At 68.1% G+C, this 9,582-nt stretch carries 8 protein-coding genes; 4 read left to right on the top strand and 4 right to left on the bottom strand.

Annotated elements, in window-relative coordinates:
* A partial coding sequence (locus tag EO170_RS14895; RefSeq protein ID WP_241239454.1) for a histidine triad nucleotide-binding protein occupies positions 1-349 on the top strand: 349 nt, incomplete at its 5' end.
* A gap of 109 nt (positions 350-458) precedes the next feature.
* Here the strand turns inward: EO170_RS14895 and EO170_RS14890 are convergent.
* Genes EO170_RS14890 through EO170_RS14875 form a run of 4 tightly spaced genes read right to left on the bottom strand, consistent with a single transcriptional unit; the run spans position 459 to position 4,849 of the window.
* On the bottom strand, positions 459-992 hold the full coding sequence (locus tag EO170_RS14890; RefSeq protein WP_024938444.1) for a Slp family lipoprotein: 534 nt from the start codon (positions 990-992) through the stop codon (positions 459-461).
* Positions 989-2,941 carry a DUF3488 and transglutaminase-like domain-containing protein gene (locus EO170_RS14885; RefSeq protein ID WP_126946044.1) on the bottom strand — a complete coding sequence of 651 codons (1,953 nt, stop codon included), beginning with the start codon at positions 2,939-2,941 and terminating at the stop codon, positions 989-991. Before EO170_RS14885 ends, EO170_RS14890 begins: the two co-directional genes overlap by 4 nt.
* Positions 2,934-3,890, bottom strand: a complete 957-nt coding sequence (locus EO170_RS14880) for a DUF58 domain-containing protein (protein ID WP_115676289.1) — start codon at positions 3,888-3,890, stop codon at positions 2,934-2,936. The genes EO170_RS14885 and EO170_RS14880 overlap by 8 nt, the downstream gene beginning before the upstream one ends.
* A 5-nt stretch (positions 3,891-3,895) precedes the next feature.
* The gene (locus tag EO170_RS14875; protein WP_126946080.1) at positions 3,896-4,849 is read right to left on the bottom strand and encodes a MoxR family ATPase; all 954 of its coding nucleotides are present in this window, start codon (positions 4,847-4,849) and stop codon (positions 3,896-3,898) included.
* 36 nt (positions 4,850-4,885) lie between these two features.
* Between EO170_RS14875 and EO170_RS14870 the strand changes: the two genes are divergently transcribed.
* From EO170_RS14870 to EO170_RS14860, 3 genes are read left to right on the top strand one after another with little or no spacing between them, the layout of a single operon-like run.
* Entirely contained in the window at positions 4,886-6,727 is a 1,842-nt protein-coding gene (locus EO170_RS14870) for a glycosyltransferase family 39 protein (protein WP_164741055.1), read from the top strand.
* 8 nt (positions 6,728-6,735) lie between these two features.
* Positions 6,736-7,731 (top strand): glycosyltransferase family 2 protein, encoded by a 996-nt coding sequence (locus EO170_RS14865; RefSeq protein WP_164741054.1) that lies wholly within the window; start codon positions 6,736-6,738, stop codon positions 7,729-7,731.
* A complete protein-coding gene (locus tag EO170_RS14860) occupies positions 7,731-9,563 on the top strand; it encodes a hypothetical protein (RefSeq protein ID WP_126946035.1) in 1,833 nt (610 codons plus the stop codon). The genes EO170_RS14865 and EO170_RS14860 overlap by 1 nt, the downstream gene beginning before the upstream one ends.
* The last annotated feature ends 19 nt before the right edge of the window (positions 9,564-9,582 follow it).

Genomic DNA, 9,582 nt, shown 5'->3' with positions numbered 1-9,582 from the left:
GTCCAACACCATCTTCGGCAAGATCATTCGTCGCGAAATCCCGGCCAGCATCGTCTATGAAGACGAGGAGGTGCTGGGCTTTCAGGACATCGCACCGCAGGCGCCGGTGCATGTGCTGTTCATTCCCAAACAGCACGCCATTCCCACGCTGGACGATGTGCCGCCCGAGCAGGCGGTGCTGGTGGGCAAGCTCGCACTTGCCGCAGCGTCATATGCCCGCGCGCAGGGACTGGCGCAGGACGGCTATCGCATCGTGATGAACTGTCGCGAGCATGCCGGCCAGACCGTGTTCCATATCCACCTGCATCTGCTGGCCGGCGCGCCGCTGGGACGTTTCGGCACGCCCTGACCTCTTTGCGCGAGCGAGCGCATGGGCCTGTTCGAGCAGCCGAGACGCACACGCAAAAACGCCGCTCCCTGGGAGCGGCGTTTTTGCGTGTCACTGACTCAGCAGCCGGTTACCACCAGCCGCGGCCCCAGCCCCAGCCACCGCCCCAGCGCGGACCCCACGGGTCTCCCCACGGGCCGTACGGGTAGGCCGGCACCACGTCCACTTCGCGCACGACCGGCCACAGATAGACCACGTCGGCATTGACCTTGGGCAGCTTGTAGTCGTACTCGCCGATCTTGGTGGTTTCATACCCTTCGATCTTGCCGATGAAGGTCACTTCGCGGCCCGGCTCGAACACGGCCGGATCGTAGAAGCCCGAGCGGCACGCCAGGAAGCGACCATCGCTGGCGTCCACCGCATTGCGGTCCGGGCGGCCGCTGGCATTGAGCGGCCGCGAGATCAACTCGAAGCAGGTCTGGCCCTGGCCGGGTTTGGTCTGGATGATCTTGCCGCCCCAGCGCACCGACGTGCCGACCTGGGCGCTGGCGGTGGAATCGCTCGGACTGACCGTAGGGAACTGCCCCTGCAGCGGCTTGGGCGCGGTGGCACAGGCGGCGAGCCCGAGCACGGCGACAATGGGAAGGAGAAAGCGGGTACTCATGAGGAAGCTCCGGTTCGCGGGCGATGCTGCTGCAGATCTTTGAGGAGTGAGGCGCTGTCCGAATCAGCGCCAGCGTAGCGCGCGGCAGCGAAACGTTGGCTGAGCGCCAACAATGCCGGATTCGGGTGTGAACGGGCGACACGCTGCGCCCAGGCGATGGCCGGTTCGTGCGCTTCGCGGGCCAGGCCGAGCTTGCCGTAGCGGCGGCCCAGGCGATGCCAGGCGCGCAGTAGCGGGTCGCGCTCACGCTCGCCGCGCGCCAGCAGCCAGCCCATCCATGCAAGTGCGCTGACCGCGAAGATGCCGAAGATGGCGGCCAGTTGCGAGGTGTCCAGGCGATCGATGCCGAACGGCTGCAACAGCCGTTGCTGGCGGTCCGCATCGAAGGACAGCACCAGGTCGTTCCAGCCCCGGCGCAGCAGGTCGCTGACCTGACCGAGGCTGGCCCACATCCCGAGCTGGGCGAAATTGTTGCCCGCGCCGACCTGTACGCGGTCTTCCAGCGTGTCGTAGATGCGTTCCGGCGCCACCGCGGCTGTGGGGTCCACCCGCACCCAGCCGCGCCCGGCCAGCCAGACTTCGGTCCAGGCATGCGCATCCATGCGCCGCACCACCCAGTAATTGCCGAAGCCGTTGTAGGTGCCGCCGGCATAGCCGGTGACCACGCGCGCCGGGATGCCGGCCGCGCGCATCAGCACCACGAACGAAGAGCTGAAGTGCTCGCAGAAACCGGCCTTCTGCTGGAACAGGAATTCGTCGACGCTGTTGCGGCCGAGCAGCGGGGTGTCCAGGGTGTAGGCGAACTCGCGGGTGATCCACTGCAGCGCCCGCTGCACCACGGCATCGTCGTTGCTGCCGGCCTCGCTGCGCCATTGTCGTGCCAGCGTGAGCGTGCGTGGATTGAAACCCGGCGGCAGCGCGAGCGCGCGCTTGCGCAGCGGGTCGGGCAGGTCGGTGTCGAAGCGGGCCGGTGGTGCCGACTGCAGCTCCCAGCGGGTCAGCGCACTCAATGGCCGCCGTGCGAACAGTTCGTAGTCGGGCGACAGATCGGCATTGGCCACGGCTTGCGTGGGCAGGTCCAGCGACACCAGTTGGCGACGATCGGTGGGCTCGTAGTCCAGGCGATAGCGATAAGTCTGCGGCCCGGCAGTGACCGATGCCGTTTGGCTGCGGCCGGTCCAGCGCGCGCGCTGCCAGGTGCGGCCGTCGAAGTCCCACATCACCGGCCCGCGCCAGTAGCGTTGTTGCGGCGGTGGCGCCGTGCCGGTGAACTGTACGCGCAGCGCCGGGCTGTCGTCGGCCATCAGGTCGATCCATTCCCCCGGCGACATGGTGTCCGACAGGCCGGGCCGCGACAGCGCGCGCTCGGGCACGCCCCACAGCGGGGAGCTCAGGCGCGGCAGTAGCCAGAACGTGGCCAGCGCCAGCGGCACACCGATGGCGACCAGCTTGCCGATGCCGCGCAATTGCAGCCGCAGCCCAGGCGTGGCGGTGCGGTGTTCCTCGTCGGCCAGCCGTTGCATGCTCAGCAGTGCGCTCACCACCGCCAGCAGTGCCAGCCCCATCGTCGCCGGCCCCTGGTCGAGCAGAAACGCCGCGAACGGGGCGAACAACGCAAAGCCGAGCAGGCTGCGCGCATCGCGCAGGGTGCGCAGCTCGGAGGCCTTGATCGCCAGCATCGACGCCAGTACCGCGCAACCGGTGTCGCGGCCGAAGCGCATGCCGATCTGCCAGTACACCGCGCCCAGCATCGCCACCACCAGCAACACCCGCACCGGTGCCATCAGGGTGGCGCGCCAGCTCAGCACGCCGACCAGCACGGCGGCCACGGCAATGGTGCCGGCGAGCAGGCCAGGCAGCTGCAGCAGCAATGGCGCCAGTGCCAGCCAGCTGGTGACCAGCACCCAGCCGCGGCTGGCCTGGGTGATCGGGACGGACGGCTCAGTCATGGGGAAGCAGGGCCAGGGCGCGCAGACACAGGTGATGGTGGGAGCTGCCTTGTGCGGGCCCCAGCGGCGGCTGGCCCGGCAGCAGCAGGCGGTAGCGCCGCCCGTCGCGTTCGGCCAGGTTGACCCAGCGCGCCAGCCGCGCGATGCGGCGCTCGTACGGCAGCGCGTTGAGCGTGCGCCAGTCCAGCGTGACTTCGATGCCCAGGGGTTGCTCGTATTCGCGCACCAGCAGGCTGTCGCGGCGCGCCGAGTGCTTCCAGGAAATCGTGCGTGGCGCATCGCCGGCGCGATACGGGCGCAGCTGGTGCAGTTCCTCGCCTTGCGGGTGCAGGCGGGTCTGGTTGGGCGAACCGGCGCCCTCTGGCAATGCCGGCCCCTGTTCTTCGGGCTTGGGATAGGCCAGCAGCGGCGTTTCCGGCCAGACCCACGACCAGGCGCGCACCAGCCCCAGTGGCTGGGTGCTGGACAGGCGGATGCGTTCGATGTCCTGCCAGCCGCGCCGTTCGGTGGGCACCAGCAGGTCGACCTCGGCCATGTCGTGCGCGAGCAACGCACAGAAGCCGCTGCTGTCCCGATGATCCAGGCGCAGCCCACGCCGTGCGCGGGTGTCGCGACGTGCCAGCGACACCCGCATGCGCAATGGCTCGCCGGCGACCACCGGTTCGGCCGAGACCGCCTCGATGCGCAGCGCCGACAGCTGCAGGTGCGCCATGATGCTGCTGGCAATCCCGGCGGTGGCCAGCAACAGCGCCAGCAGCAGGGCCGGGTTGTTGTTGTAGTTCAATGCGCCCAGCAGCATCGCCAGCAGCAAGGCGGTGACGAACAGCCCGAAGCGCGTCGGCAGCACGTAGATGCGCCGCCGGTCCAGCACGATCGGCAAGGCCTCCGCGCCCCGCGGGCGCGCCAGCAGGCTGAGTCGGCGGCCGATGCCGCGCACGTGCGCACGCACCGGGATCAGTCCACCGGCACGCTGTGCAGCAGCGCCTTGGCCAGCGCTGGCCCGAACGAGGATTCGGCCTCCGGCACCAGCCGGTGCCCGGCCACGGCCACGAACAGCGCCTGCACGTCTTCCGGCAGCACGTGCTCACGCCCGAGCAGCAGCGCATAGGCCTTGGCCGCACGCAGCAGCGCGATGCCGGCACGCGGCGACAGCCCCACGCGCACCCCGGCGTGCTGGCGGCTGCGCAGCAGCAAGGCCTGCACATAGCCGATCAGCGCATCGCTGGTATGGATCTGGCCCACCACCGTGCGCAGCGCCACCACGTCGGTGTCGCTGAGTTGCGGCGCCGCCTGGGCGATCAATTCGCGCCGGTCCACGCCCGACAGCAGCGCGCGCTCGGCATCGGCGCTGGGGTAGCCCAGGCTGAGCCGCAGCAGGAAGCGATCCAGTTGCGAATCCGGCAGCGGGAAGGTGCCGGACAGATCGACCGGGTTCTGCGTGGCGATCACGAAGAACGGCTCCGGCAACGCATGGGTGACGCCATCGAGCGTGACCTGCTGTTCGGCCATGGCCTCCAGCAGCGAGCTTTGCGTGCGTGGCGGGGCGCGATTGATTTCATCGGCCAGCAGCACGTTGGTGAACACCGGGCCCGGATGGAACTGGAACTGGCGTGAGGCGGCGTCGTAGACCGACACGCCCAGCACGTCTGCCGGCAGCAGGTCGGAGGTGAACTGCACGCGCTGGAAGCCCAGCCCCAGGCTGGAGGCCATCGCGTGGGCGAGGGTGGTCTTGCCCAGGCCGGGCAGATCCTCGATCAGCAGATGGCCGCCGGACAGCAGCGCCACGAACGCCAGACGCACTTCCTGCGCCTTGCCCAACAGCAGCGAATTGACCTGGTCTTGTGCGCGCCGCAGCGATTGGCGCAGCGCATCGGTTAGCATTTCCGTGGAACGCGGCGGTATCGACATCACAATTCCGTAGGTGGAAGAAGAGTGCATAGGGCAATGCAGGGGGACCAACGCGCACATCGCACCTTCGTGATCCTGTGGACACTGGCGACGGCCGTCAAGCTGTTGATCGCCGCGCGGCTGCCGCTGTTCGTCGACGAGGCGTTCTACTGGCAGGAAGGCCAGCATCTGGCCGCCGCGTATTCGGATCTGCCGGGCATGACGGCCTGGTTGGCGCGGCTGGGCGTGGAACTGGGCGGGCATCACCTGCTGGCCCTGCGCCTGCCGTTTCTGGCCATTTCCGCGCTGATTCCCTGGTTGATCGCGCATATCGCCACGCGCTGGTTCGGCTCCACGCTGGGCTGGCAGGCCGGCAGCCTGACCTTGCTGATGCCGCTGTCGGCCACGCTGGGCATCCTGGCGGTGCCGGATGTGCCGATGGCGCTGGCGGCGGTGCTGTGCATGGATGCCGGTGCGCGGCTGCTGCGCGAGGTCGATGCCACCAGTGCGCTCGAGCTCGCCATCGGCCTGGTGATCGGCGCGCTCAGTCACTACCGTTTTGCCGGCGTGATCGGGGTGGGCTGCATCGCGCTGCTGTGCATTCCGCAGGGGCGCGCGGTCATGCGCGACCCGCGCATCTGGATGGCGCTGACGCTGGGCGCGGTGAGCTGGTTGCCGCTGCTGTTCTGGAATACCGAGCACGACGAGGCCGGGCTGCGCTTCCAGCTGGTCGACCGGCATCCGTGGCGTTTCCAGGTCACCGGGCTGTGGTTCTTGCTGATACAGGCGGTGCTGGTGACCCCGCCACTGGCCTGGGCGATGCTCAAGGTCGGTCTGGCCGGCACGCGCGCCGGTGGCGGTTCGCGGGCGCAATGGCGCTATTTCGGCCTGCTGGGCGGGATTTCGACGGTGGCGATCTTCGTGCTCGGTTTCTTCAGCGATGCCGAGCGGATCAGTTTCCACTGGCCGCTGCCGGGCTACCTGGCCTTGCTGGTTGCGGTGCCGGTGATCCTGATGCGTTGGCCGCATACGCTGCGTCGCGCAGCCTGGGTGATCGCGCTGCTCGGCACCCTGGGGGCGTATGGCTACTACCTGGCGGTATCGGTGCCGTCGCTTCGCGCGCATGCGGCCGGCGAAAAATACTATCCGCGCAACTTCGCCGGGTGGCAGGACCTGGCGCGCGCGGTCAAGACCCGGCTGGCGCAGATGCCGCCGGGTACGCGCGTGCTGGCGGAAAATTTCAAGGTCGGTGCCGAGCTGGGCTTTCAGTTGCACGATGCCAATGTCGAGGTGCTGCGTGCAGAGTTGAACGACAAGCACGGGCGCAGCGCGCAGTTGTTGCAATGGGGGCTGCTCAGCGACGGCACGCGCAACGGGCCGCGGCTGCTGGTGCTCTCGCCCAGCGATCAGCGTTATCGCGACCTGCTGAAGCGCTATCACGCCATCTGCGAGATGGTCGGGCCGCTGCCGCCGCCCACCGTGGTGTCCACCGATCACGGCTACCAGCGCTTCCTGCTGTTCGCGCTGCCGGCGCAGCGCCAGCCCGGGCCGTGCATCGCCCCGGCGATGGCCTGGATCGATACGCCGCTGCCGGACGTGCAGGTGTCCGGGCAGGTGCAGGTGCGTGGCTGGGCGTTCAAGGATGGCGTCGGCCTGTCGAATGTGGAGCTGCTGCTGGACGGGCGTCCGGTCGCGCAGGCCGAGTACGGCACGCTGCTGGATGTGCGCCCGTACTGGAAGATCTCCACCGACCCGCAGCATCCCAATGTCGGTTTCAGCGCCACCTTCGACACGCATGCGCTGCCGCCGGGCACGCATTGGCTGGGACTGCGCCTGCACGGCCACGACGGCAGCGTCGAGGACTGGTGGGAACAGCCCATTACCATTTCCACACCTTAGATCACGCAATGACCGATGCCATGACTGTTGTCCCTCCCGTGCCTGTGCCCGGGATCCGAATCGCCGTGCTGGTGCCCTGCCATAACGAGGCGGCCACGGTCGCCTCGGTGGTCGGCGCGTTTGCTGCTGCCTTGCCGGGCGCGGCGATCCATGTGCTGGACAACAATTCCAGCGATGCCACCGCGACAGTCGCAGCGGCGGCGGGCGCGCAGGTCAATCGCGTGGCATTGCAGGGCAAGGGCAATGTGGTGCGGCGTGGATTCGCCGATGTGGAGGCCGACATCTACGTGCTGGTCGATGGTGATGCGACGTACGATGCGGCTGCCGCACCGGTGCTGGTGCGCAAGCTGATCGACGAGCGCCTGGACATGGTGGTCGGGGCGCGGCGCGATCAGCAGCAGGCCGCGTATCGGCCTGGTCATCGCGTCGGCAACGTGTTGCTGACGCGTTGCGCGGGGTTGCTGTTCGGTCGCAGCTTCGACGACATGCTGTCCGGCTATCGCGTGTTCTCCCGGCGCTACGTCAAATCCTTCGCTGCGCATGCGCACGGATTCGAAACCGAAACCGAACTGGCCGTGCACGCATTGCAGTTGCGCATGCCGGTGGCCGAGGTCGAAACCGCCTACGGCGTGCGCCCGGAAGGCTCGCAAAGCAAGTTGAACACCTGGCGCGACGGCTGGCGCATCCTCACCACCATCGCCAAGCTGTTCAAGGCCGAGCGGCCGTTGTTGTTCTTCTCCATCGGCTTTGTGCTTAGCGCCACGTTGTCGATCGTGCTGGCGATTCCATTACTCGAAACCTATTTCCAGTCCGGACTGGTGCCGCGGTTCCCCACGGCGATCCTGTGCGTGGCGCTGATGCTGCTGGGTTTCCTGCTGCTGGCGTGCGGGCTGATCCTGGACACGGTCACGCGCGGACGCGTCGAGGCCAAGCATCTGGCGTATCTGGCCGAGCCGGGCGTCGCCACTCTCGTGGCGCCGCGTGCGCCTGTAGCTGCCCGCTGATGGCAGCCATCGCGACATCGACACCGGTGGGCCGGCGACAGCGGCTGTTGGGTTGGGCCGATCGCCAGTTCGGCTTTCATTCGCCACGCCAGATCGCCGCAGCGGTGACGGCGGTCGTGCTGCTGGGTGCGCTGCTCTCGCTTGGGCTGGGCCAGGACGCCAACTGGGACCTGCGCAACTACCACCTCTATATTGGCGATGCCTGGGCACATGATCGGCTGGGCGTGGATCTGGCGTCGGCGCAGATGCAGAGTTACTTCAGCCCATTGCTCGATGCCCTGCATGCCTGGCTGATGCTGCAGCTTCCCGGGCCGGTGGTCGGGCTGCTGCTGGGCGGCTTGCATGCGCTAGTGTTCGTTCCGGTGGCGGCAGTGGCATGGCGCGTACTGGCCGGGCAAGCGCGGCGCGCGCAGTGGGCGCCGCTGCTAGCAGTGGCCGGCATGTGCAGCGCGGTGTTTCTGTCCGAACTTGGCGGCACCATGGGCGATACCGCCAGTGCGATCCCTGTGCTGGCAGCGTTGGCGCTGGTGTTGTCAGCGCAAGCGCGTGCGCGGCACGGTGCGCACGCTGTGCATCGATGGGCCATCGCTGGCGCACTGATGGGTCTGGCCGTCTCGCTCAAGCTCACCAATGCGCTCTACGCGTTGGCGTTGGTGCCGGCGGTCCTTTGCGATGGCGGGCGGATGCGCTCGCGCGTGCTGGGCCTCGGCGTGCTGGCCGGCGTTGCGGTGCTGGTGTTGGTGCTGATAGCCGGGCCCTGGTATTGGCAGGTCTGGCAACACCTTGGCAATCCGCTGTTTCCGCAGTTCAACGGAGTCTTCAAATCGCCGCTGGCGCAGCCGGTGTCGATCGCCGATGTGCGGTGGTTGCCGCGCAATCTCGGCGAGCAGCTGATCTGGCCGCTGCTGTTTACCTTCAAGCCGCAACGGATCGGCGATCTTGGTCTGGTGCAAGCCGGTTGGGCGGTGCTGTATGCGGTGACGCTGGTCGCTGCAGGACGCGGGGTGCTGCGCCGGCCCGTACGGCAGGTTGAGCTGGATCGCTCGGCCATGGTCCTGCTGATGTTCTTCAGCGTTGCTTACGCGCTGTGGCAGGCCATTTTCAGCATTCATCGCTATCTGGTGGTGCTGGAGCTGCTTGCGCCCTTGGTGCTCTGGATCGTGTGTCGGCACGCATTCGCCATACGCGCCGATCGCAAGGCGGCCTGGTTGATCGGGCTATGTGCCCTGGTCGCGGTGGTCGGGTGGAAAGATTGGGGGCATGAAGCCTGGGCCCGCGACAGCTTCCAGGTGCAGCAACCGGCGATGGGCGAACCTGCCGCCTCCACGGTGTTGCTGGTCGGCGACGAGCCGCAATCCTGGCGGGTGCCGCTGCTTCCGCGGCAGGCGCGGTATATCGGTGTGGCGACGAATATCGCCGAGACCGACCAGTACCGGCAGCGCGTGCGCACGCTGATTGCCGAGCGGCCGCAGCTATACGCCATGTTGGGCGCGGCGCGCGACAAGCAGCAACTGCGGGTCGACCGGATGAATCGCTGGGCGCAGCAGCTGGGGTGGAGCGTGCAACCGCAATGCACGCACCTGCGCTGGTTGATCGCGCGCGGCCTGCGCGCCGAGCTGGATGCATCTCAGCCGGGCCACTGCGTACTCACCATTGCCAAGGGCAGGGCGGCGGACATCGCCGCTGCAGACCGTGCCGTGCGCGAGGCCGCGCAGCAGCGCCTGGCCGCGTACGGGCTGACGCTGGACCCTGCGCGCTGCCGCACGCTGTCCTCGCATGTGGGGCAGGCCGACTATCCGTATCAGTTCTGCCCGCTGGCTCGGCCCGATTAAGGCCGTGTGCGGCCGAATC

Origin of the sequence: Xanthomonas sp. BRIP62409, from assembly GCF_003992965.1 — a bacterium.
Classification (GTDB): Bacteria; Pseudomonadota; Gammaproteobacteria; order Xanthomonadales; family Xanthomonadaceae; genus Xanthomonas; species Xanthomonas euroxanthea.
Note: the sequence above shows the minus strand (reverse complement) of the source record. Positions and strands in the feature narration are given on the sequence as shown.